The sequence below is a fragment of the Myxococcus sp. RHSTA-1-4 genome, from assembly GCF_020037125.1.
Lineage (GTDB): Bacteria > Myxococcota > Myxococcia > Myxococcales > Myxococcaceae > Myxococcus.
Map to the genome: position 1 here is coordinate 36,366 of NZ_JAIQDG010000014.1, position 23,266 is coordinate 59,631.

Consider the following 23,266-nt stretch of genomic DNA (forward strand, 5'->3'; position numbering starts at 1 on the left):
GGGGTGGGGCGTCGCGCCTTGCGTCCGGAGAGCGGCTCCCCGTTAATCCACCTCTTCTCCATGGCCACGGACTCCGACGACACGCTGCCTCCCCAGGGCCGTTTCACCCGAATGCGCAAGCTGGCGGGCCTCTCCATGCAGGTGGGCTCGGAGGTGCTCAAGAGCGGCGCGAAGCGCCTGGCCGGGGGCACGCCGGAGCTGCTCGGCAAGGGGGCCGCGGAGGCGCTGGTCTCCACCCTGGGAGAGCTGAAGGGCGCGGCCATGAAGCTGGGCCAGGCCCTCTCCATGGACCCGGACCTGCTCACCCCCGAGGTGCGGCAGGTGCTGGCGCGCCTGCAGAACCAGGCCCCCGCCATGTCCCACGAGCAGGTGTCCCGCGTGGTGCGCGAGGAGCTGGGCGCCCCGCCCCAGGAGGCCTTCCGCGAGTTCAGCCGAGAGCCCCTGGCCGCCGCGTCCCTGGGACAGGTGCACCGCGCCGTGCTGCACGACGGCCGCGCGGTGGCGGTGAAGGTGCAGTACCCCGGCATCGCCGACTCCATGGCCCATGACCTCCAGAACCTGGGCATGGTGGTGAAGACGGTGTCCCTGGCGTCGAAGCTGATGGATGGCTCCGCCTACTTCCAGGAGTTCCGCGACGAGCTGCTGCTGGAGCTGGACTACCGCCGCGAGGCCTCGCTGGCCCGCGGCTTCGCGAAGAGCGTGGCGCCGCTGAAGGACCTGTACGTGCCGGAGGTCGTCTCCAGCCACAGCACCGGGCGCGTGCTGACGCTGGAGCTGCTGGAGGGGCTGACGCTCAAGGACTGGGTCGTCACCAGTCCCTCCAACGAGGAGCGCTTCCGCGTGGCGCGCCAGCTCATCCTCGCCACCTACGGGCCCTTCTTCCTCGCGGGGGAAATCCACGCCGACCCGCACCCGGGCAACTTCATGGTGATGCCGGACGGGCGGCTGGGGCTGCTGGACTTCGGCAGCATCAAGCGCTTCAGCCCGCGCTTCGTGAGCGCCAACCAGCGCATGTTCCAACACGCCATGCGGATGGAGTCCATGGACGTGCTGGGCCTCAGCAGGGAGGTGGGCTTCACCGTCGAGCTGCCGGACGCGGAGGCCGAGGAGCTCATCCGCGAGGTGCTGCACATCGCCGGGCGCCCCATGCGCACCACGCCGTACGACTACGCGACGTGTGAAATCACCCGCGACATGCGCAACCACTTCGCGCGCAACGCGCCGCGCTTCCTGAAAATCAAACCGCCCGCGGAGGCGGTGATGTTCTTCCGCTCCACCGGCGGGCTGGCGCAGAACCTCCGGCTCATCGGCGCGCGGGGGGACTTCCGCGGCGTGTACCTGGAAGTGGCGGAGCTGCTGGGCTGAAGTGGCCCGCTCCGCCCCGGGGACGCTACCGGACGGCCGGAGTGGCCTCGGGAGTGCGGCCCTTCTGGTGGATGGCCTCCAGCTTCTGGGCCAGCTCCTCGCCCTGCACGCTCTTGGAGATGTAGCCGTCCGCGCCGGACGCCCTCGCCAGGGCGCGCAGCTTGGACTCGTCCGAGGCGGAGAAGAGGATGAACTTGGTGCCCGCCGGGGCCTGCGCCCGCGCCAGTGCCAGCACCTTGTCGCCGCTGAGCGCGGGGATGTTCACGTCCAGCAGCACCAGGTCTGGCGCCGACGTCCGCACCAGGTTGGACACGCCCAGCGAGGAGCGGTGGGTGCGCACGTCGAAGCCAAAGGCGGACAACGTTCGCTCCGCCAGGACGAGCTGGTCCTGATCGTCGTCCACCACCAGGACGCGGATCTTCATCTCCGACATGACTCCTCCCCCATGAGAAGTGCGGAATGGGTTCACGACCGCGCTCCCGGCTCCACCGCCGGGCTCGGGCCCCTCAGCAGAGTATCCCGCACCCGCGTCCCCGTGTCGCTACCCCACGGGTCCGCCGCTCGCCTGCCTCCACGATGCGTCTCTGTAAAAGCCGCGCAGCTTGGAACGCGGGGCGGGTAGAGCGGCACCCGGTGCGTCATGAGGGGCTCGACGGCGCTCTGTCCGTGGGCTTCGCGGGCCGGCCACCGTTTGAGCGTGAGGCCCCGCACTCGGGGCCGTCCTCCAGGGCATTCGACCGGCGGCCGATATCCGTGCGCCTGTAGCGGTGTCACTCTGGGTGGAACCACGGCGTCAGGCGCGCTCGCGCGCCGTCCCCCACGCCGGGGTTGTCCCCCCAGGAGGGCCAGGGCAGTGTTCCCCAACTGCCCTGGCCCGCCGCTTTTTCGCTACCCGCCCAGGGCCTGGGACGCGGCGGGCTCCGTCTCCCAGCGCGACGCACCCAGGTGCTGGAGGAACCAGAGGCCGGCCAGCTCCACCATGCGGGCCTGGGCGCCGGGCTCCTCGAAGTGGTGGGTGGCGCCGGGGATGACCTCCAGCCGCTTCTCCGCGGACAGCAGGCCGAGGGCGCGGCGGTGGGGCTCCAGCGTGGACGTGTCCTCGCCGCCGGCGATGAGCAGCGTGGGTGCGCGCACGCGCGACAGCACCGTTGCCGCCAGCGCCAGCCTTCCGCCGCGGCACACCACCGCGTCCACGGATTCAGGCCGCAGCGCGGCGGCCGCCAGGGCCGCGCCCGCGCCCGTGTACGAGCCCAGGTAGCCCACCTTCAGGCCGCTCGTCCGCGGCGCGCGCCGCAGCCAGCGCGCCACGCCCGCCAGCCGCCCCGCGAACAGGCCCAGGTTGAAGCGCAAATCCCTCTCGCGCTTCGCCTCCTCCTCCGCCGCCGTCAGCAGGTCCACCGCCAGCGTGCCGAGCCCCTCCGCCTGGAGCAGGCGCGCCACCTTCAGGTCCCGCGCTCCGCGCCGGCTGCTGCCATGGCCACGCACCAGCACCACGACACCCGTGGCGGCGGTGGGCACCTGGAGGAGGCCTTGCAGCTCCACGCCCTCGTCCACCGGCACCCGCACCTCGCCGTTGCTCGCCGGAGGCATCCAGGCCGCGGAGCCCTGTCCCGAGTCCACCAACCCCCGGACGGCCTTCCCCGCGCTCTCATCCGACCTGCGTGAACCCTGCTTCTTCATGCGGAGTCCCTCTCCTTTGTCGGACTGCGTCAGCCAAGAAGTCGTTCACTGCCTGCACCTGGATGATTGCACGGTACAGGCCAGTCCTGGGAGCAGGCGGGCGCCCTCAGGTCAGGGCGGCCAGGGCGGGCTCCCAGAGGCGTTTGCCCAGGGCCTCGTGGAGCCAGAGGGCGTGCTCACGCTCCTGGGCGAGGTGGTGGCGCAGCAGGGCCTCCAGCTCCGGAGGCCACGTGTCCCGGAGCAGCAGCGCATAACTGCGCTCCACCAGGTGCTCGCAGCCCGTGACGGCCGTGAGGGCCGCTTCGATGCGCAGGGGGCCTTTCGTTCCTACCGGGGGACGGCCCACCAGCGGGCCGTGCCGCACCTCCAGGCTCGGAGTGACTGGCGCCTCGCCATGACGCTCGAGGCAGGCGTTGAGGACCTGGAGGTGGTGGAGGTGCTCGTTCCGGAAGGCGTCCAGGCGCACCCTCAGCGAGGGCACCTCCACGCGCTGGAGGGCGGCGGCGTGGGAGGCGGCCGCGTCGGCGTCCAGGAAGATGATTTCCCGCAACAGGTCCAGCTGGTCCTTCGAGAGCATGGGCGCCTCGGGCGTGAAGTCAGCGTGTGCCCTCCAGGGAGGGGCCGGAATCGCCCCTTCGTACGATGCGGCCCTGACATTCAGGACAGGGTGTGGGACTCCGGGATGTAACGCGTCAGGACTTGAAAGCGACGACGAGCTCGAAGGGGCCGGGCAGCACCTCGGCGCGTGTGAAGCCCGTCTCGTCCAGCACGCGCAGGTAGTGCTCCACCTCGCGCAGCCGGCTGACGCAGGAGTCCACGCCGATGAGGAAGTAGGACCAGAAGAACTGCGCGGCCAGCCGCTCCGGCGTGCGGAACTCCTCGCAGATGAGGACGCGGCCTCCGGAGGGCAGCGCCTCCCACGCGGCCTTCAGCAGCGCGCGCGCCGTGTCCGCCGGCCAGTCATGCAGCACGCGGACGAAGGAAATCGCGTCGTAGCCCCGCGGCAGCGGCTCCTTCAGGAAGTCCCCGCCCACGAAGCCCAGGCGCTCCGGGGGCAGGCCGTGGCGCTCACGCGTGCGCGCCACCAGCGGCGCGGTGGCCGGCAGGTTGTAGACGTCCACCCTGAGGCCGGGGTGCTCACGCACGAGGTGCGCCGCCAGCGTGCCGTCACCGCCGCCCACGTCCAGGAGGCGCGCGCCGCCGTGCCACAGCCGGGGGCCGTGCGCGCGGAACGTCTCGAGGATGGGGGGCAGGCCCGCCGCCATGCTGGCCTCGAAGCCCGCCACCTGCTCCGGCGTGCGCGGGGGCCAGTCGAAGGCGTCGGCGGGCATGGCGTGCTCGCCGCGCAGCACCTCGGGAAGCCGCCCGTGCAGCTGTCGCCAGGCGTACTTCTCCCTGTCCCTCTCCAGCGAGCGCGGGCCCAGCACGGCCTCCGCCGCCGCGCGCAGGCCCGGCACCGCCTGGTAGCGCGCGGACTCCAGCGCGTCGGACGGCTGCTCGCGCCGCACCAGCCCCAGGCTCTCCAGGCAGTCCATCAGCTTGTAGAGGCGCCCGGGGATGAGGCCGTGCCGCGCGGCCAGCTCGCCCAGGGTGACGGGGCCCGGCTCCAGCGCGTCCAGCAGCCCGAGCTGGAGGGAGGCCTCCACCACGTCCACCGCACGCGCGCCGTTGAACAGCAGGTGCAACAGGGCACGCGGCGAGGCCGCGGGGGACGAGAGCTCCATCGTCATGGCTCACCTTTCATGGCTGGGGCTTCGCGGTGCCCCTTCCGGAGCACCGCCGCCGTCGCGCGCTTCTCGCTCACAGCTCCGCGGGAGGGAAGGCGCCATGCGCCGGGCAGCCGCCTCCAGGGCGGGGCGCCGTGTACGCGCCCGGGCCCGCGTGCATGCAGCCCTCGCGGCTGGCGCCCGGGGCCAGGCCGCCCTCGCGCCGCCACGCGGACGTCAGCTCCACGCGCACGTCCCAGAGCTGGCGGAACAGTGGCATCGTCATCCGCCCCGCGAGCACCTGCGTGGGCAGCCCGTCCAGCGCCTTCACCGAGCGGTCCACGCCGATGGTGCGCCGCACCAGCTGGAAGTGCGCGTGCAGCCAGCCCTGGAAGGCCTCGTCCACGTCCACGAGCTGCTCGCAGATGCGCTTGAGGTCGTCCGGCCCGCCGGCGCTGTAGACGGACTTCAGCGTCTGCTCGTGCCGCGCGAGCAGCCGCTCCAGCGCCCCTTCCAGCCCGGCCGCAGCGTGCCGCAGCATGTTGTAGCCGGGGGACTCCTGGCCGCTGCCGTTGCCCAGGCTGCGACGGATGACCTGGTACGTGTCCGGCGTCATCGTCTCCAGCACCGCCAGCTCCGACACCATGGTGCGCAGTACGCGGCTGACGCGCTCCAGCCGCGCCGAGGCCGCCCACAGCGCGCCCCCGTCCAGCTCCGCCACCACCTCCACCGCCTCACGAGACGCCAGCTTCAGCCACAGCTCCTGCGCCTGGTGCACCACCTGGAACATCAGCTCGTCGTGCGCGACGCGCTGCTCCTCCTCCACCTGCAAGGACAGCAGCTCCGGTGTCTTCAGGTAGACCTCGTAGTCCAGCTCCCCCCGGCCCACCCACTTCTTCAGCAGGGGGTTGAAGAGGGGGGCTGAGAGTTCTTGTCGTAACTTTTGCGCGTAGCTGTAATCAGTAGTCGTGTGCATGGGGCCCTCCGGAGGGGGGGGTGAGGCTTCGGAAGGAGGTGAGGGTGAGGCCCCCGAGCTATCACGGCTCGGGGGGGTGGGGGGAACTGCGGTGTTACTACGTCAAGTGGCCGGGGCCGGGGTCGGGGTGGGCGGCCGGGGCTTGAGGCGGAAGGAGCGCAGCCGCTGGGCCAGCTCCTCGCCCTGGACGCTCTTGGAGATGTAGCCGTCGGCGCCCGAGGCGAGCGCGAGCGAGCGCAGCTTGGACTCGTCGGACGCGGAGTAGAGGATGAACTTCGTCTTCGACGACGCGTACTGGCGCGCCAGGTTGACGACCTTGTCGCCCTTGAGGGCGGGGAAGTTCACGTCGATGAGGACGAAGTCCGGCTCCGACTGCCGCACGAGGTTGGAGACACCCAGCGCGGAGGTGTGCGTCAGCACCTCGAACCCATAGGCGCTCAGCGAGCGCTGCACGAGGTCGAGCAGGTCCGGGTCGTCGTCCACCACCAGGACGCGTGCTTTTTCTTCAGGCATGGGTTCTCCCTAGATGCTTGCGGATCATCTCGAGCAACTGGTCACGATCAAGGGGCTTGGTGAGATACGCGGTGCAGCCGGCCGCGTGCGCCTTGTCCTGGTACTCGCGCCCCGCGTGCGCCGTGACGGCGATGACGGGGACGTTGGCCGCCGACGGTACGGCGCGCAGGCGGCGCGTCACCTCCCAGCCGTCCAGGCGCGGCAGGGAGAGGTCCATCAGGATGAGGTCCGGGTTGTCGCGGGTGGCGCGCTCCAGGCCGTGCTCGCCGTCCTCCGCCTCGATGACCTCGAAGAGGCCGCCGAGGTAGCGGCGGACGATGTCGCGGTTCTGCGCGCTGTCCTCCACGTAGAGGATGCGCGGCAGCTTGCCCGCGCTGGCGGCGCGCTGGGATAGCAGCAGGCCCTTGGCCTGGGCGATGACGTCCTCCAGCGCGTGGCCGCCCTTCTTCACGAAGCCGGCGAAGCCGTCGCGCAGGAGCGCCTCCTCCTCGGAGGAGAGCGTCTTGCCGGTGAGCACCACCACGGGCACCTGGAGCTTCTCCGCGCGCAGCCGGCGCAGCACCTCGAAGCCGTCCAGGTTGGGCATCATCAAATCCAGCACCACCAGCGCCGGCGGGGAGACGCGGGCCTTGAGGATGGCGTCCTCGCCGCTGCGGGCCTCGGCGGTGGAGAATCCGGCGCGGCGCAGGTTGCGGCTGACGAGCTCGCGGGTGGCGGCGTCGTCGTCCACCACCAGCACCTCGCCCACCTGGGCGGAGCTGGTGGCGGCCAGGCCGAGGCTGCGCTGCACCACCTCCACCAGCCGCTCCGGCTCCACCGGCTTGACGAGGTACTCACACGCGCCCAGCGAGAAGCCGCGCGCCCGCTGCTCCTCCACGGAGATGAGGATGACGGGGATGCCGGACAGCGAGGGCTCGCTCTTGAGCTGGCTGAGCACGGACCAGCCGTCCAGCTTGGGCAGGTGGATGTCCAGGAGGATGGCCTGCGGCTTCACCTCGCGGGCCCGCTTGAGGGCGGCGATGCCGTCCTCGGCCGTCACCACCTTGAAGCCCGCGGGCTCCAGCTGCCCGGCCACGAGCTGCTGGATGAGCGGGTCGTCGTCCACCACCAGCACGGTGCTGCCCGGCTGCGCCATGGAGCCCAGGTGCTGGGCCACCTCGGACATGGGCACGCCGCGCGTCTCCGGCAGCGGGAGCGACGTCATGCCGTCCACCGGCGTCTCCAGCGCGTTGGGCAGGCGCACGGTGAAGGTGGAGCCGCGGCCCAGCGTGGACGTCACGGACACGGTGCCGCCCAGCACGCGCGACAGCTCGCGGACGATGGCCAGCCCCAGGCCGGTGCCGCCCACCTTGCGCGTGGTGGAGCCGTCCACCTGGCGGAACTTCTCGAAGATGAAGGGGAGCTGGTCCGAGGGGATGCCGACGCCGGTGTCCTCCACCGTCATCACCACCTCGTTGCCGGACGGCACCAGGCCGAGCGCCACCTCGCCCGCCTCGGTGAACTTGGCGGCGTTGCTGAGGAGGTTCAGCATGATTTGCCGCAGCTTCAGCGCGTCCGAGCGCAGCACGCGCGTCGCCGGGTCGATGTTCGTGGTGAGGGCCACGTCCTTGCCCTTGAGGTACTCCTTCACCGTGGCCATGCACTCGTCGGCCAGCTCCTGCACGTCCACGTCCTCGGTGACGACCTCCACGCGGCCCGCTTCAATCTTGGACAGGTCCAGGATGTCGTTGATGAGGGCCAGCAGCGTCTTGGCGTTCGTCTTGACGACGTTGAGGTCCCTGCGGCCGTGGGCGGTGAGGCGGTTGCCCTCCTCGCGCATCAGCAGGTCGCAGTAGCCGATGATGCCGTTGAGCGGGGTGCGGATTTCGTGGCTGAAGTTGGCCAGGAACTCGCTCTTGAGGCGGGCGGCGGCCTCGGCCTCGCGGGCGCGCTCCTCCTCGTTGCGCTTGGCCACCGCCAGCTCCTGGGCCAGCCGGTCCAGGTCCTCGTTCTGCTGGCGGATGATTTCCATCTGCAGCGCGCGCTGCTGGTAGGACGCCAGCGAGCGCGCGGACACGGCGCGGGTGCGCTTGATTTCCTCCAGGCTGGCGGCGAGCTGCTTGTTGGCGGCCAGCAGCTCCGCCTGGGACGCGCGCAGGAGCTCCTCGCTCTGCTTGCGCTCGCTGATGTCCTCGGTGACGCCCAGCACGTAGCGGGCCACGCCGTGCTCGTCCAGGATGGGCATCTTGCGGGTGGAGAAGACGCGGTCCACGCCGTCCGCCCGGGCCACCTCCTCGAAGGACTTCATCTGCTTCGTCTCGAGGACCTCGGTGTCGATGGCGTTGAAGGAGTCCGCCTGCTCCTTGGGGAAGTAGTCGTGGTCCAGCTTCCCGAGCAGCCACTGCTTGGTGACCTTGAAGGTCTCCGCGAAGGTCTTGTTGGCCACCACCAGACGGCGCGTCTCCGCATCCTTCACGAAGAGGATGAAGGGGAGCGCGTCGATGATGTTCTCCATGATGTAGTTGGTGCGCACCAGCTCCTCGGCGGTGGCGCTGTGGCGGCGGCGGTCGGCCGTCATCCGCAGCTCGCGGCTCACCACCGGCGCCAGCCGGCTGAAGCGGTCCTCGGTGACGTAGTCGAGCGCGCCGGCCCGTACGCTGGCCTCGAGCGTCTCGTCGCTCCAGTCCCTCGACATGACGACGAAGGGCAGCTCCTTGCCGTGCCGGCGCCAGAGCGCCTGCAGCTCGGCGAAGCCCATGCCGGGCACCTCGGAGCCGCACAGGGCGAGCGACCACGTCTGGGACAGCGCGGCCTCGGCGGCCGCCGGCGTGGTGGCCCGCTCGGTCTTCACCTGCACGCCCGCGGCGGCGAGCGCTTCCTCCACGCGCTGGCACTCACGCTCGCTCGCGACGAGCAGCAGGGTGGCGGTGTCCGCCGGAGTCTCGGAAGGCGACTGGGAGGAGGCCATGGCTCAGTTTGCCCCAAACACCAGCGTGGTCAGCGTGGTGTTGATGTGGAAGCCCGAGTAGATCTCGAAATGGACGTTCAGCCCAGCGGCGGTGGGTGCGGCCTTCAGCGTCTCCGCCAGCTCGGACACGGTGTTGGTGGCGTTGGCATACCACATGCGCCCACCGCAGTGGAACAGGAGGGCGGCCTGGGGGTTCTGCACCCGGCGGGGCACCTCGTCGGTGAAGAAGGCGCGCGTCATGCCGGCCATGTCGCCCAGCTTCATGAGCTCCAGCTCGGTGCCCTCCTCCAGGAGGTTGGCGAAGAGGATGGAGCCGTCGTCCAGGGGCTTCCAGGCGCTGCGGATGAAGTACTCGCGGCCCACGCGCAGGGCGGTGGGGCGGACGGCGAAGCCCTGGGGCGTGCCGAACTCGAGGTCCTTCACCTCCACGCCGAGGATGTCCGCGTAGCGCTGCGCGGCCGGCTTGCCGTCGATTTCCAGCGCGCGGGTGTGGCTCTCGTCCACCTTCGTGATGGTGAGCTTCTCACCGGTGGGCACGTACCAGTGCGAGCGCAGGGCGGCCCAGGGGGCGTTGGTCTTGAAGAGGGCCACCAGCACCGCGTCGCCGGCCACCTCGCCGTCCACGTGGATGAGGGCGGACTGGCGGGCCGGGTCGCGGTTGTCGTCGCTGGCGCCGCCGCCGACGAGCACCAGCGTCTGGCTCTTCTCCAGGATGCCGAGCAGCAGCTCTTCCTTCTTGTAGCGGAAGCCGTCGTCGATGACGAGGCCGACGTACCGGCGCGGGTCCAGGTCCTGCTGGCGCACGCCCAGGTCGTCACAGGCGCGTTTGATGGCGGCGGCGCCCGCGCCGATGGCGTCCACGGACAGGCCGGTTCCCAGGCCCAGGCCCACCTCGAGGTCACCGTAGAGGGCGCCCAGCACCACGCTGCCCTCGTGGATGCCGGTGTTGTCCAGCTCGCCCGCGGTGGTGGCGCCGACGAGGCGCGTGGTGGGCGGCAGCCTCGCGCGCACCGCGCGGTTGAGGGCGAGCTGGTCCCTCTCCCGCGAGGCGAACATCGTCACCAGCTTGGGGGCGGCGCTTCCCAGCTGGCTGACGAGGTCCTCCGCGGCGGCATCCGGCTCCTTCAACGTGGTGCGAGCCGTCTGCATCTTCACTTGTGCCATGGAGGACCTCCGGGGGTAGGGCGGGCCGCGCGGCTAGAGGCCGCTGCCCGGGTGCTGATTATGGCAGGCGCCGGTACATTGCTGGAACGACTCTGGCCCGCCGCCAACGTACATGCTCTCGATGGGTCCAAAGTGCTCCACGTGACTGTCCGGGTAGCTCTTGTGGCAGGACAGGCAGGCGGCCTTGCTGGTGCGCTGGGTGCTCTCCTTCGTCAGGTGGCACGAGGAGCACTTCTCCAGGGGGGCATCGAAGCGGTTGGAGCGCGAGTGGATGAAGTGGGTGCGCACGAAGATGGGCCCCTCCAGCTCGAAGGCGAGCGGGGCGTGGCACCCGGCGCAGGCGGCGCGGTTGTCGTTGGCGTGCAGCACCTGGGACAGCTCTCCGCCCTGGCTGTGGCAGCTGTTGCAGGGGCCGGTGGTGAGCGTGGCCCGGGTGCGCTCGGGCGTGCCCACCTGGATTTCGATGGTGCGCGAGCCGGGGATGTCCTCACCGAGGTAGGTGCGGCGGCCCTTCACCGTCACCAGGTAGGTACCGGGGGCGGCGTTGGCCGGAATCGTGTACTGCCACATGTCGGTGTTCGGCCTGTCCCAGAGGCCCTCGTTGGGGAAGAAGGCGCCGCGGAAGAGGACGTTGGCGAAGGGCAGGGTGGCGAACTGGGAGAAGACGCCGTCGCGCTCCGGCGTGGCGATGACCTGCTCGTCCACGGCCGGGTCGAGGAAGGCGTCGAGGCCGACGATGGAGCGGATGGGCTGGATGTGCTGCGCCGGCCCGATGATCTGCGTCATCAGCATCCGCTCCCGGTGCTTGCGGCGGTAGTACGTCGTCGACGCATCGAAGAAGGCCCGATAGTAGTTGATGCCGGCCTCATTCCCGTCCGGCGCCACCTCATTGTAGGCCGGCAGGCTGCCGGCCGGGTGGAGGCGCTGCCCCGCCCCGTCCCGCAGGGTGAGCTGGAAGGTGATTTCCGAGCCTGGGGCATAGGTGCCATCCGGCCGGGGCGGGGTGAGGGGGACGACGTCCATGGCGAAGCCATAGGCGTATTGGGGGTTCGCCACCTGTTCCACCGGAATTTCGTAGGGGGCGGCCGGGCGGAGGCTCCAGCGCAGGCGCAGGGCGCGGGTGCCGGGCCGGAAGGTGAGCGTCTTCGCCCTGGCGTGGTCATACGCGTTGCGCAGCTCCACCAGGGCCTCCTCCTCGAAGGAGGTGGAGCCGGAGCAGTCGTCGTGGGTGGCGCAGCCCGAGGCCGTCTGGATGGCGCGGAAGCGGCGGATGAAGAAGTCATCCCGCTCCGTGCGGCGCCTGTACTCGCTGCCCGCGTTCAGCATCACCGGCCGGCCGGTGAGGCGGCCGTGGGCGTCCACCGGCTCCACGATGAAGAAGCTGGGCACGTCCATCCACGCGGCGTCGCGGTAGAAGCGGCGGCGGGTGTAGGGGCCCGGCGCGCCGACGGCCTCCTGGTCCGCCTGCCGCACGCCGCCCCAGCCCAGGCCGGCGAAGTCGCTGCCGGTGCGCAGCGTGCCCAGGCCCTCGTCGGTGGAGGACTGCACGGCGGCGCGGATGTCGATCTGATTGACGTAGAAGGTGCCACCCGCGCGCACGCGCAGCGGACGGCCCACGCCGTTCTCCACCTCGAGCGCCAGGCCCACCGCGCCGGAGGGAGCCGGAGACGGACGGCGCTCGTCGGACGACACCGCCTGGGACTGCGCGTCCAGCGTGTCCTCGGGCGTGTCCGCGAGCTCCTCGCCGCCGCAGCCGAGCAGCAGCCCGCCGGCCAGGGACGACAGCAGGGCTGCCCGGCCGATGGCCAGGAGGGGGGGCAGGCGCGAAACAGACCCGTCGCGACCCGTGGGGGAGGCTCCAAGACCGCCCATCGTGACTCTCCTCGTACGTTCAGAAGCGGACGCCGCCATGGCGCCCCTGGCCAGTGGTCCCTGTAGCCCTTCGCCGGGGGGCGAGTCGGGCCGGGGCTCTCCCGTGACCGGGTTTCCCCGGTTCGAGCCTTTTTGGCCATACGAAGATTATCTGCAATGGACAGAGTCGTTCAACTACGGGGCGAAAAGTACACCAGGGTCCAAACCCGCAGTGTTATCAAGTGGATAGAAGCTCACTGCGGGTGCGGTGTCCCTTCATCGTTACGCCCGGGCTTCAGCAGGCAGGCAGGACGTGACACGTGGGATTCTCGGCAGCTCAACCGTGAATTCCGCGCCTTCCCCGGCGCGGCTCTGGACGTGGATGGAGCCGCCATGGGCCTCGACGAGCTGGCGGACGATGTAGAGGCCCAGGCCGGTGCCTGGGACCTGGGCGCCGGAGTGGACGCGCTGGAAGCGGCGGAACAGGCGCTGCTGTGCTTCCGGAGCGATTCCGGCGCCCGCGTCCTTCACGGTGAGGCGGGCGTGGTGGGCATCCGCGTGCACGCGCACCTCCACGGGCCGGCCGCGGCCGAACTTGAGGGCGTTGCTGACGAGGTTGGTGACGACGCGGTCCAGCCGCTGGCGGTCCCACTGGCCGGTGGCGCCGTCCTCCATGCGCAGGGTGACGGCGCAGCCGGAGGCGGCGGCCTGCTCGCAGTGGCGGTCCATCACCTCGCGCGCCAGCGCGGCCAGGTCCACCTCTTCCGTGTCCAGCACCATGCGGCCGGCGGACAGGCGGGACAAATCCAGCAGGTTGTGCACCAGCCGGCCCAGGCGCCGCGTCTCGGCCTCCGCGCCGGCCAGCCCGTCGCGCATGCGCGGCTCGCCGGCGCACGCCAGCGAGCGCAGCCGCCAGAGCCTGAGCTGGAGCGAGCTGAGCGGGTTGCCGAGGTCGTGCGCGGCCACGCCGATGAGCTCGAGCGCGTCCTGGGCCTGCGTCAGGAGCCGCGCGTTGTCCAGCGCGAGCGCGGCGCGCGCGGCCAGCTCCTCCATGAAGGCGCGGTCCACCTCGCCGAAGCGGCGGTGGGGGCCGGTGGACAGCAGGCACAGCGCGCCCAGCACGCGGTTGCCCACGGCCAGCGGCACGGTGAGGGCGGACGTCACGCCCAGCGCGCGCAGCAGCTCGCCGTGCGCGGTGCCGTCCAGCGCCCGCGGCGTCCTCTCCACGTCCAGCTCGGGCAGCAGCTCGCTCCGGCCGGTGCGCACCACGCGGGAGGGGCCCTCCTCGCCGTCCTCGGGGCAGCGCAGCAGCGGCTCCCACAGGCGGCAGGCGGCCTCGGGCTGCGCGCACGCCACGGCCTGCGGCCGCACGGTGCCGTCCTCGGAGGGCATGAAGAGGATGCAGGCGTCCGCCACCTCCGGCACGCACAGGCGCGTGAGGGCCTCGCCCACCTCGCGCGCGCCGGACAGCGGCTGGAGGACGCGGCCGGCCTCCGCGAAGAGGGCCTGGGCGCGTTCAATCCGGCGGCGCTCGGTGATGTCGCGCGTCACCTCGGCGAAGCCGCGCAGCCGGCCGCGCCCGTCGTGCAGCGCGGTGAGCAGCGTCTCCGCCCAGAAGCGCGAGCCGTCACGGCGCCGGCGCCAGCCCTCGGACAGCAGGCGTCCCTCGCGCGCGGCGCGCTCCCGGTGCGCGCGGGGCACGCCCGCGGCCACCTCGTCCTCCGGGTAGAGCCTGTCCGCGTCCCGGCCGAGCACCTCCGCCTCCGCCCAGCCGCTGAGGCGCGCGGCCCCGGCGCTCCAGGCGGTGACGCGGCCATGCCGGTCCAGGAAGCACAGCGCGTAGTCCGTGACTCCATCCATGAGGAGCTGCAGGCGCTGCTCGCTGTGCTCGTGCCGGGCGTGCAGGGGCGCCAGGGTGCGGTGCAACACGAAGCCCAGGGTGCCCACGCCGGCCAGCCCCAGCAGGCCCGCCAGCAGGGCCTGCGGCAGCGCACCGTGCCCTGTGTCTCCCGTGAGCGGCGGACCGTACACGGCGGAAAGCAGCGTCCCCAGGAGCAGCAGACCGGCCAGCAGGCAAGCGGACAGACCCGCTCCCACTCGCTGAGCGAACGTCCAACGGCGCATCATCGTGGCACTCCCCCCCAGCCGCACCGGCAAGCGCGTGCGACAGGCGAATGCAGCATCCCAGATGTGAAGAAACGAAAAAATCACCCCGCTGGACGAGGCCGAGTGACCCCAGGCACTTCGTGACTTCCCGTGGGGTGCGGGCAACCCACCCGGGCGCCTCCAGGCCTCCCCGGCGCGCTCCGGGAGGGGCGTTGACGGAATGGCCTTCGTGGTGGCGGGGGGTTATGAGGCGAACCCCCCATGAAGCCTCTCGTTGAAGGTTCGAAGGTCCGCTACCTCCCGCAGCCCGAATGGGGTGTGGGACACCTGATCTCCTTTCAGGAGGAGGGCGCCAAGGCGCTCGTCTCCTTCCCCGCCCGGGAAGACGCGCCGGTGCTGGTGTCCACCAAGGGTGGCGCGCTGGTGCAGTACCCGCTGCCGCCGGGCGAGCCGGTGGTGACGTACAAGGGGAAGCTGGCCCTCGTCGTCCGCGAGGAGCCCGGCGCGCGCGGCCTGCGCCGCTACGTGCTGCGCTACGCGGACACCGGAGAAGAGGACGAGCTGCCCGAGTCCGAGGTGCGCGCGCTGCCGCCGCGCTCGGATCTGCTGTCCACGCTGCGCGAGGGGCGTGTGGGTGACGCGAAGGCCTTCACGCTGCGCAAGCAGGCGCTGGTGCTGGACGACGAGCGCCGCTGCGACGCGCTGGGCGCGCTGCTGGCCAGCCGCATCATGGTGAAGCCGCACCAGGTGGGCGTGGTGCAGCGCGTGCTGTCCGCGCGCCGGCCCCGCTTCGTGCTGGCGGACGAGGTGGGCCTGGGCAAGACGATTGAGGCGGGCATGGTGTTCAGCGCGCTGCGCCTGTCGGGCCTCGCGCGCCGGTGCCTCGTGGTGGCGCCCAGCCACCTCACCGTGCAGTGGCTGGTGGAGCTGTTCCACAAGTTCAACCAGCTCTTCACGCTGATGGACTCGGACCGGTACGAGCAGTCCCTGAAGGAGGCGCCGGGCGTCTCCCCGTGGGCGCGCTTCCCGCTGGTGGTGACGAGCCTGGAGCTCTTGTCGCGTAGCGCGGAGCACCGGCGCGAGCTGGGAGCCGAGGACGCCTTCTGGGACCTGGTCATCGTGGACGAGGCGCACCACCTCAAGGGCGAGAAGGCCTTCGAGGCGGCGAAGGTGCTGGCGGGCAACTCGTGGGGCCTGCTGCTGCTCACCGCTACTCCCATGCAGCTGGACCCGGCGGAGTACCACGGGCTGCTCACGCTCATCGACGCGGCCACCGCGCCCACGGTCGAGGGCTTCGAGGAGCGGCTGAAGCGTCAGGAGGAGCTGTCCTCCGCGGTGCGCGCGCTGATGGAGGGAGGCAAGCCCTCCGCCGCGGTGCAGGCGCTGGCGAAGCGCTTCCCCGGGGACACGAAGCTGGCGGCGCTGAAGGACAGGGACGCGCTGCTCCAGCACCTCGCGGAGACGTACAGCCTCAGTGACAGGCTGGTGCGCAACCGCCGCGCGGTGGTGGGCGGCTTCTCCACGCGCCGGCTGCACCGTCACCCGGTGGAGCTGCCCGCCGAGGAGCTGAAGGTGCGCGACGCGGCGCTGGCGGCGCTGGCGGGCGGCAACCTGCGCGGCGCGCCGCTGGGCAACGTGCTGCGCCGGCTGGAGTCCAGCCCCGCCGCCTTCGCGGGCGCGGTGAAGGCCAACCCCGCGCTCAAGGGCAAGGCGGACACGCTGAAGCTGCCCGCGCGCGACGCGAAGTTCGGCGCCTTCCTCGGCGTGCTGCGCGGCATCTGGAAGGGAGAGCCCGCGGCGAAGGTGCTCGTCTTCACGGAGAGCCGCGACACGCTGGACATGCTCCAGGCGGAGCTGGGCCGCGAGGGCGTGGAGGCGCTGGGCTACCACGGCGACCTGCCGCTGGTGGAGCGCGACAGGCAGGTGGCGCGCTTCCGCGACCCGGAGGGGCCCAAGGTGCTCTTGTGCACGGAGGTGGGCGGCGAGGGCCGCAACTTCCAGTTCGCGCACCACCTGGTGCACTACGATTTGCCCTGGAGCCCGGCCACGGTGGAGCAGCGCATCGGCCGCCTGGACCGCATCGGCCAGACGCACCCGGTGGAAATCCACGTCTTCGACCCGGCGGGCACGCTGGCGTCGGACGTGCTGATGCTGCTGTCGGAGGCCGTGGGCGTCTTCGGCGAGACGGTGGGCGGCCTGGACGCGGTGCTGGAGGAGGTGGAGGACCGGCTGGCGGAGCTGGCGCTGCTGCCGCGCGAGGCCCGGGTGGCGTACGCCCAGGAGCTGAAGGCGAAGGTGGAGGCGGCGCGCGCGCAGGTGAAGCGCGCGTATGACCCGCTGCTGGACGTGCGCAGCTTCGACAAGCCCGCGGTGGAGCGGCTGGTGAAGCGCGCCCAGGAGCGCATGGGCATCGAGGCCGACGAGGACGAGGAGGGGGAGGAGGGCGAGGAGGCCCCCAGCCTGGAGGACGGCCTGTGGGGCGTGGCGCGTGATTTGGACGAGCGCCTGGAGGAGAGCGTCACCGAGCTGGCGCGCCGGGTGGGCATCGGCGTGGACACGGACGAGCAGGTGGAGGCCTTCCAGGTGGCCTTCCAGTTCGGCCACGCGCTGAAGGTGGACGGGCTGCCGGGCATCGACGTCATGGAGGACCGGACGGTGCTGGGCACCTTCTGGCGCGACACGGCGGTGGAGGCGGAGGAGCTGGAGTACTTCGCCACCGGCCACCCGCTGGTGGAGGCCCTCTTCGGCTTCCTGCGTGACGGGCCCTACGGGCGCAGCGCGTTCCGCTTCATCGAGAAGCGCGGGCCGCTGAAGGCGCGAGGGCTGGAGCTGCTCTACCACGTGCAGCTCCCGGAGCCGGAGGACACCTCCCCGGGCGCGCGTGTGCCCAGCCGCCAGCTGGCGCGCTTCCTGGAGCGCACGCTGCTGCACGTGGCGGTGGTGGAGGGCGCCGGAGGCCCCAAGGCGGACACCACCGTGCTGCCCGCGCTGGAGGCGGAGGGCAAGGCGCTCAAGGGTGACGAGGTGACGCGCGCCTTCCCGGGCTTCGGCCCCTTCGTGGACGCGGCCGTGCCCGTGGGGCAGAAGGCCGCCGAGGCGGAGCTGGCGAAGCTGGCCACCCGGGCGCGCAAGGCCATTGAAGCCGAGCGCGACGCGGCGGCGGAGCGCCTGCGCCTGTCGCTGGCCCACCAGGGCCTGTCCGCCGAGGCGGTGCAGGCGCAGCTCGACGCCGAGCGCACCCACTACGAGCGGCTGCTGAAGGCCCTGGCGGGAGCCAAGGTGGTGCTCGACTCCGCCTGCGGCTTCGTCATCAACCGCTGACGCCCCGGCGGGCACGAAGTGTCCGCCAGTGGACACCCGGGGGCCCCACTTGCGCCACCCACAGTCCAGCTGTGTCTGGGACAGTGGGGCTGTGCGCACGTGTGTGGCCCCCGTCCACTTGACCGATTCCTCAATCAACCAGAAACAGGGAATCCGGGAGGTGTCATGGGACACCGAGGCGGTCCGCGGAGGCAGGGGCAGTCGGGACAGGCCGCGGTGGAGGCGGCGCTGACGTTGCCGCTCGTGGTGTTCCTGGTGCTGGGGACGCTTCAGCTCTTCCTGATGTTGCAGGCGCGCATCCTCGCGCAGGTGGCGGTGTACCGGGCGGTGCGCGCGGGCAGCCTCAACCATGGCCAGTGCCTGCCGATGATGCACTCGGCGCTGGTGACGATGCTGCCCACGGTGGCGCGCACGGACAGCGCCGAGGCGCTGGCGGACGCCTTCTCCCCCCGGCGCCACAACCACTTCCACGTGCGCAGCTCCTCCACCGGGGCGGAGTTCAACGAGCCGCTGGTGGAAATCGTGCGCGAGTCGCCGGACGCGGAGTGGGCGGCGAACCTGGAGGGCGGCGAGGACCTGCTCTTCGACCAGCCCACGAACGACGCGGCGGCGCTGCGGGCGCGCACGTTGGAGATCCGCATGGTGGCCTGGTACTACATGCGCATCCCCTTCGCGAATTGGGTGATGAGCCGCATGTTCCTCGCCCACTTCGCGCTCCAGCGCTACACGTCCACCAACCCGCTGATGCCGGCGCAGCGGCGCGCGGCGTGGTGGGGCGAGACGGACGAGACGCTCGGCCGGGACGGGTGGCCGGGAGGCGACCTGAGCCGGCGCATGGTGGAGTGGAGCGAGCGGGGCCACTACCTCTTTCCCATCCAGGTCAGCGCGGCCATGCGGATGATGACGCCGGTGCGCTCCGAGCACTTCCAGGGAGGTCCCGCGTGCAACCCCCACGGCTGAGGACGCGCGCGCGAGCGGGCCAGGCGCTGGTGCTCTTCGCGCTGACGCTGCTCCTGCTCACGCTGCTGGTGCTGATGACGCTGGGCTTCGGCATGCGCGCGAAGGAGCGCGTGGAAATCCAGATGGCGGCGGACGCGGCCGCCTACAGCCAGGCCGTGGCCACGGCGCGCACCTTCAATGCGATTGCCGTGATGAACCGCGCGCAGGTGGCGCACATGGTGGCCATGGCCGGCACCCAGGCGCTCATCAGCCACAGCAGCCAGGAGTACGCGGCGCACAACGTGGTGTGCCCCGGCGACATCCAGCCCAACGAGTGGCACGAGGCGGACATGGCCGCGGGCCAGCAGGTGAAGAACCTGCAAGGGCAGGCGGGCACCCTCTACCGCGCCGGCCTCGACATCTACGCGAAGCTGCTCACCGAGCACGTGGCGGAACAGAACCTCGCCGCGCGCATCGCCCGGGCCGCCAACCCCGAGCTGCAGGCCACGCCCGAGGGCGCCGCCAAGGCCTTCTCCGAGCTGAACGGGAGCAACGAGGTGCCGGAGCATGGCGCGCTGATGGACGCGATGCGCGGGAGCGGGGTGCCCTGCGGCGTGGGCGGCGGCGCGGTGTGTCCCGCCGGTGGCGCCGGGCGCGCCAGCCTCAACGCCACCATGGGCAGCCTGGGCTGGACGTGGGTGCACAACCGGCCCGGGGGCAGCGCGGGCTTCGGCACGGGCGGCGCCGCCGTGTCCACGGCCTTCCGCCACTACGACAGCGCGGCGGGCATGGACCCGTCGACGTACGGCACCGTCTCCGGCCGCAACTCGTGGGGGCATGACCATTCGCGCGGCGTGGTGCCCACGCGGTGCCGCTCGCGGCCTCCGGTGCCGGCGGTGGCGACGGACGCGTGGGTGATGTCCGACGAGGAGCAGACGCACGAGGACCAGCACGTGTACGGCGCGCGCGTGCCGCCGGGGCAGACGCCGGAGAATGGCGAGCCCACGTACGAGGCGCACACGCTGGGCGCGTGCGTGACGTGCCCCGGCATCTGGCCCTTCTCCATCGCCTACAACGTGGCCGAGGTGCAGCGCGGGGCGGAGAACCACTACGGCCAGCCCAAGCTGTACACGATGCTGCACCGGGACTACGCCAGCGAGCAGCGGCGCAACCACCCGGACCCGTGGAACCTGTTCTTCCGCTTCCGCCTCTTCGAGGAGGCGCGGCACACCGACTTCGACAACGCCAGCCCGCTGGGCCGCATCCTCCCCACGGGGCGCGAGGACGTGCGGCGCAACCAGGTGGCCCTCTCCGCGGGCATCGCCTACTACCACCGGCCGCGTCCCGCGGTGCAGGGCGGCGGCTGGCGCGAGCCTCCCAACTTCCTCAACCCCTTCTGGCGCGCGACGCTGGTGAATGTGGAGGGCTCCATCGACGACCGGCCGCTGGAGAGCCTGGCTCGCGCGGGCTTCACCGGGCATGCGGACGCGCTGCGCCGGCTGCGGGAAGAGGGCTACCGGGGCGGTGGGCCCACGCGGGGGAGGGACTGACATGCGCTCACGCTCGCGCGCGGCCCGGGGACAGTCGCTGGTGGAGACGGCGCTGGGCCTCATGGTGTTCGTCACCATCCTCGTGTTCGGCATCTACTTCGCGGAGGTGGGGGCGCTGACGCTGAAGGTGCAGGAGGCCGCCAACTTCGCCCTGTGGGACGCCACCGGGCGCGTGCTGCACGACCCGGAGGCGGGCCAGTGGGGACGGCGTGGCGCGGTGGCGGGCGCGGAGGCGGAGGCCGCCGCGCGCTACGTGGACTTCGACGGGCGCGAGCGGATGGGCGGCACGGGCATGCCAATCCAGCAGGCCATCGCGCGGGCGCTGCCCATCCAGGTGCGGTGCGACGCGGAACTGCCCGCGGGCGTGCCGGGCCTCGCGCCGGGAGCGGCGGGCCCGGCGCTGGCCGCCGCGATGGACGTGGGCACGCAGGGCATGGCGTGCACGGCGTCCTCGCGGCTGAGGGCGATGCGCGTGGGCCGGTTCATGGAAGGGGCGGACGGCTTCTTCCAGGTGTCGCACCGTCGCGCGGCGGCGGCCTTCACCGTCTGTGCCGCCGGGCGCGCGTCGGGGGACACGTGCCCCGGCCGCTTCGGGCTGCTGCTGGATGACTGGGGGCTGTCGGGCGTGGAGGAGGGGCGCGCGTGTCCGCTCAGCATCGACAGCGGGGCGCCGTGCGCCAACCGGGACTACTCCCTGTGGACGGAGCGCATCTTCCGCGCGAATGGAGGAGGCGGGGGCGCGGGCTCCGCGCTCGCGGCGGTGGTGGGCGCGGCCTCCGTGAATGAGGACCAGTTCTTCATGAGCTTCCGGGGCGAGGAGGACGACTACGAGGAGAACATCGGCCCCACGCACGCGGGAGGACAGTCACGCTGGGAGGTGACGCCCTTCAACGCGCCGAACAGTCCCTCCTATGCCGCCCCCCGGAGCAACCACTTCCTGGGAGTGCCCCGGTGAGGCACGCCGCGCTCGCGGTGTGCGCGGTGGGCCTGCTCGGCGCGGCGCCCGGGGCTCCGGGCACGGCGGAGTCCCGCGCCGCGTCTCCGGGCTCCGCTGCCCCGGCGGTGGCGGGCTCCCGGGCCGCGGCGACGGGCGGTCCGGCCGCTCCGGCCGCGAGCGCGGCCCCAGCGCCACGAGAGGAGGCCGAGCCGCCGCGCTTCGCCTGGCCCCGGCTGCGCGTCATCGAACACGTCGAGGCGAACGAAATCGTCGAGGCCGGTGGCGTCCCGGTGGCCCTGCGCGCGGTGCGCGTGAAGGAGCGGCTGCCCGAGCTGGTGCAGCGCTTCGCGGACGCGTTCCGGGACGGTGGGCTCTACGTCCCGCCAGGGAAGGAGCAGTCCCAGTTCGCGAGCGGCGCTGTCATGCTGACCGGCGTGGATGCTCGCCGGCGGGTGACGTACACGGCCATCATGCAGCCGCAGGACGACGGCACCACCACGCTCTACCTCGGTGAGGCCAACCACGCTCTGCGCCGCGAGCCCCTCGCCACGGGAGACTTCGCGCCCCTGCCGCCCGGCGCGAGCCAGGTGCTGCGCGTGGGCGGGGAGAGCGCACGGACGCTGGCCTTCCACGTGCCCCTGTCCGGAGCCGACGTGGACGCCTTCTACGCGCGTGCGCTCGCACAGCACGGCTGGCGCCGCGCGGAAGAAGAGCCGGGCTTCTTCACCCGCTCCGGAGAGGAGCTCCGAGTGGTGCACGAGCCGGGCGCGGGCGGGCTTCGCGCGGTGGTGCTCGTGTACCGCACGGGGCGGAGCGCCCCGGGAGTGCCTCCACCCGCCGGTAGACCCTGAGGTGTACCGGCCTCAGGCGCGCAGCTTCTCGCGCAGCGTCTTGGCGCGGCCCTGCATGTCGGGGTCCATGCTGGTCAGCTCCACGGACTTCAGGCGCTGGTCCAGGCTCTGCGGCACCTTCGTCTTCAGCTTGCCCTCGTCGGCCAGCACCTCCAGCTTCGCCAGCGCCTTGTCGACGATTCGCTCGCGCGGGTGGTCCAGCAGGCTGTCGAGGAAGTACGCGTCCTCGGGCAGCTCCGGATACTTCTCCAGGTAGTCCACCACGGCCTTCACCCAGTCGGCGCGAGTCTCGGACTCCGTCACCTTCTGCATGGCCTGCTTCTGGGCCTTGCGCTTGCCCTCCGGGTCGAACGTCTTCGCCAGCCCCTCGGGCAGCTCGCCGCCGGTGAAGAGCGCGTCCGCGGCGGCCTTGTACTTCTGGTAGCTCGCGCTGCGCTCAATCTTCTGCTGCGCCGGGTCGTCCTGGCGGGAGTGGTACTTGCTGCCCTTGCCGCGCTGCGCGTCGATTTCGCGCCACGTCTTGCTGCGCTTCCCGGAGAAGCCGCCGCCGTTGTCGTCCCTGTCCTTGGCCATCCTTCATCTCCCCTTGCGCGCGCTCCAGAGCGCCGCGAGTCCGCGACGGACGAGACGCCGCACCACCTCCAGCTCCTCGGAGGACAGGGGCTGCTCCTCGTCCTGCTCCGCCTCGTAGAGCGCCTCGTCCGCGTAGTCCCGCAGCGGTTGGGGCACCGGTGGAGCGTCCGTGTCCGCCTCCAGCGCCGCCGGACTCACGGGGGTGAGTCCCGGCGGCCACCCCAGCTCCAGCATCGCGAAGAGCTCGAAGAGCAGGTGGCGGGCGACGCCGTATCCTTCGTCCGTGAGCCCCGCCGCGTCAAGCGCGCCCAGCAGCGCGTCCTGGCGGTTCTCGAAGGAATGGGTGAGGCGCGTGCGCGCCTTCTCGTCGTCCTCCAGATAACGCCAGGCGGCCTCCACGAATTCGGCGGAGGGCTCATTCGGGTGGAAGGGCGCGGGCGGCGTGGGCTTCACCTTCTTCGGCCGGGGCGGGCGGGGCCCGTCATCCAGCCGCACCGGCTTGCCCTCCTCGACCAGGTCCCAGAGGCCCAGCAGGTTCTGGTACAGGCGCCGGGCGATGTCGGGCGAGGGGAAGCGGGGCTCGTCCTCGAAGAGGGTGGGGATGAGGGCGGAGTAGGGCGTGCCCTCGGCCTGGGCGGCCTGCATGCGGGCGAGCACCTGGGCGCTGTTCAGGGCACTGCCGGCCAGGTCCAGCAGTCCGTCGAGCGTCTGCGCGCCCTCGAACTGGCGTTGGAAGTCGGCACCTCTGTCACGGGAGCGGCTCATGTTGGACCGGACGCTAACCCCA

Annotated in this window: 18 protein-coding genes; 6 read left to right on the top strand and 12 right to left on the bottom strand. The window is 71.8% G+C overall.

The genetic code is table 11. From position 1 onward, the window contains the following. Positions 1-60 precede the first annotated feature (60 nt). Entirely contained in the window at positions 61-1,365 is a 1,305-nt protein-coding gene (locus tag K8638_RS19725) for an AarF/ABC1/UbiB kinase family protein (protein ID WP_223756106.1), read from the top strand. A 25-nt stretch (positions 1,366-1,390) separates the two neighbouring features. On the opposite strand, the gene K8638_RS19730 is transcribed toward K8638_RS19725, so the two are convergent. The 10 genes from K8638_RS19730 to K8638_RS19775 form a co-directional block, all read right to left on the bottom strand. Beyond that, the gene (locus tag K8638_RS19730; protein WP_223756107.1) at positions 1,391-1,798 is read right to left on the bottom strand and encodes a response regulator; all 408 of its coding nucleotides are present in this window, start codon (positions 1,796-1,798) and stop codon (positions 1,391-1,393) included. Between the two features lie 455 nt (positions 1,799-2,253). Further along, positions 2,254-3,045 carry a dienelactone hydrolase family protein gene (locus tag K8638_RS19735; protein WP_223756108.1) on the bottom strand — a complete coding sequence of 264 codons (792 nt, stop codon included), beginning with the start codon at positions 3,043-3,045 and terminating at the stop codon, positions 2,254-2,256. Between the two features lie 106 nt (positions 3,046-3,151). After that, the gene (locus K8638_RS19740) at positions 3,152-3,622 is read right to left on the bottom strand and encodes a ferritin-like domain-containing protein (protein WP_223756109.1); all 471 of its coding nucleotides are present in this window, start codon (positions 3,620-3,622) and stop codon (positions 3,152-3,154) included. 115 nt (positions 3,623-3,737) lie between these two features. Continuing rightward, positions 3,738-4,775, bottom strand: a complete 1,038-nt coding sequence (locus tag K8638_RS19745) for a methyltransferase (RefSeq protein WP_223756110.1) — start codon at positions 4,773-4,775, stop codon at positions 3,738-3,740. A gap of 70 nt (positions 4,776-4,845) precedes the next feature. Next, positions 4,846-5,727 carry a tryptophan 2,3-dioxygenase family protein gene (locus K8638_RS19750; RefSeq protein WP_223756111.1) on the bottom strand — a complete coding sequence of 294 codons (882 nt, stop codon included), beginning with the start codon at positions 5,725-5,727 and terminating at the stop codon, positions 4,846-4,848. A 102-nt stretch (positions 5,728-5,829) separates the two neighbouring features. Next, complete coding sequence (locus K8638_RS19755; RefSeq protein ID WP_223756112.1) at positions 5,830-6,240, bottom strand: response regulator; 411 nt, start codon at positions 6,238-6,240, stop codon at positions 5,830-5,832. Continuing rightward, positions 6,233-9,187 (bottom strand): response regulator, encoded by a 2,955-nt coding sequence (locus K8638_RS19760; protein ID WP_223756113.1) that lies wholly within the window; start codon positions 9,185-9,187, stop codon positions 6,233-6,235. Before K8638_RS19760 ends, K8638_RS19755 begins: the two co-directional genes overlap by 8 nt. 3 nt (positions 9,188-9,190) lie before the next feature. Beyond that, positions 9,191-10,351: an FIST signal transduction protein gene (locus K8638_RS19765; protein ID WP_223756114.1), complete on the bottom strand. Its 1,161-nt coding sequence runs from the start codon at positions 10,349-10,351 to the stop codon at positions 9,191-9,193. Positions 10,352-10,384: 33 nt separating this feature from the next. Further along, positions 10,385-12,223: a cytochrome C gene (locus K8638_RS19770; protein WP_370644043.1), complete on the bottom strand. Its 1,839-nt coding sequence runs from the start codon at positions 12,221-12,223 to the stop codon at positions 10,385-10,387. A 261-nt stretch (positions 12,224-12,484) separates the two neighbouring features. After that, positions 12,485-14,329, bottom strand: coding sequence for a PAS domain-containing sensor histidine kinase (locus K8638_RS19775; protein WP_223756116.1), 1,845 nt, complete (start codon positions 14,327-14,329; stop codon positions 12,485-12,487). 240 nt (positions 14,330-14,569) lie between these two features. Between K8638_RS19775 and K8638_RS19780 the strand changes: the two genes are divergently transcribed. The 5 genes from K8638_RS19780 to K8638_RS19800 all read left to right on the top strand — a co-directional run bounded on the left by K8638_RS19780 (position 14,570) and on the right by K8638_RS19800 (position 21,906). Then, positions 14,570-17,629, top strand: coding sequence for a helicase-related protein (locus tag K8638_RS19780; RefSeq protein ID WP_223756117.1), 3,060 nt, complete (start codon positions 14,570-14,572; stop codon positions 17,627-17,629). 165 nt (positions 17,630-17,794) lie between these two features. Next, on the top strand, positions 17,795-18,589 hold the full coding sequence (locus K8638_RS19785) for a TadE/TadG family type IV pilus assembly protein (RefSeq protein ID WP_223756118.1): 795 nt from the start codon (positions 17,795-17,797) through the stop codon (positions 18,587-18,589). Continuing rightward, positions 18,571-20,118 (top strand): pilus assembly protein, encoded by a 1,548-nt coding sequence (locus K8638_RS19790; protein WP_223756119.1) that lies wholly within the window; start codon positions 18,571-18,573, stop codon positions 20,116-20,118. The genes K8638_RS19785 and K8638_RS19790 overlap by 19 nt, the downstream gene beginning before the upstream one ends. A gap of 1 nt (position 20,119) precedes the next feature. Next, on the top strand, positions 20,120-21,073 hold the full coding sequence (locus tag K8638_RS19795; RefSeq protein WP_223756120.1) for a hypothetical protein: 954 nt from the start codon (positions 20,120-20,122) through the stop codon (positions 21,071-21,073). Then, positions 21,070-21,906, top strand: coding sequence for a hypothetical protein (locus tag K8638_RS19800; protein WP_223756121.1), 837 nt, complete (start codon positions 21,070-21,072; stop codon positions 21,904-21,906). Before K8638_RS19795 ends, K8638_RS19800 begins: the two co-directional genes overlap by 4 nt. Positions 21,907-21,918: 12 nt before the next feature. On the opposite strand, the gene K8638_RS19805 is transcribed toward K8638_RS19800, so the two are convergent. Next, positions 21,919-22,479: a hypothetical protein gene (locus K8638_RS19805; protein WP_223756122.1), complete on the bottom strand. Its 561-nt coding sequence runs from the start codon at positions 22,477-22,479 to the stop codon at positions 21,919-21,921. Between the two features lie 3 nt (positions 22,480-22,482). Further along, on the bottom strand, positions 22,483-23,244 hold the full coding sequence (locus K8638_RS19810; protein ID WP_223756123.1) for a hypothetical protein: 762 nt from the start codon (positions 23,242-23,244) through the stop codon (positions 22,483-22,485). Between the last annotated feature and the right edge of the window lie 22 nt (positions 23,245-23,266).